Annotated in this window: 1 pseudogene; it reads right to left on the bottom strand. The window is 41.6% G+C overall.

The features are described 5' to 3' along the window. Positions 1 to 339 (bottom strand): annotated as a pseudogene (locus tag ACYVRH_RS14735) (phosphate ABC transporter permease PstA); the annotation flags it as partial. Positions 340 to 430 lie beyond the last annotated feature (91 nt).

Raw genomic sequence — 430 nt, 5'->3', positions numbered from 1 at the left:
GTAAATGATTGAAGGAATACCAGCAAGCGTTTCTATCGCAAGACGCAGTACCCTTATGAACGAAGAATTGCCCGAATACTCGTTTAGAAAAATAGCGGTAGCTATGCCGACAGGCAGGGCGACAAGAATGGAAACAAAAACCACATAGAGGGTAGTAACAATCATCGGGAGAATTCCATGCTCAATGCCGATGATAAAAGAGAAATTAAGGAAACCCGCCTGCGATTTAAAAATGTAGACGATAATGAACAACAGGGCGATAATAACGCCCGCCATTGCCGCCGCCATGATTCCATACATTATTTTGTCAAGGAGCTTTCGTTTAGTAAGATTTTTCATAATTCCTGCTCCATCCTTCTGCGGTACCACAAAATCAAACTGTTAAGAACAAGTATTATAGAGAATAGCGTAACGCCGATTGAAAACAGCA

Source organism: Treponema sp. R80B11-R83G3 (assembly GCF_054786115.1).
The sequence above is the reverse complement of the archived record's forward strand: the minus strand, read 5'-3'. Positions and strand labels throughout refer to the sequence as shown.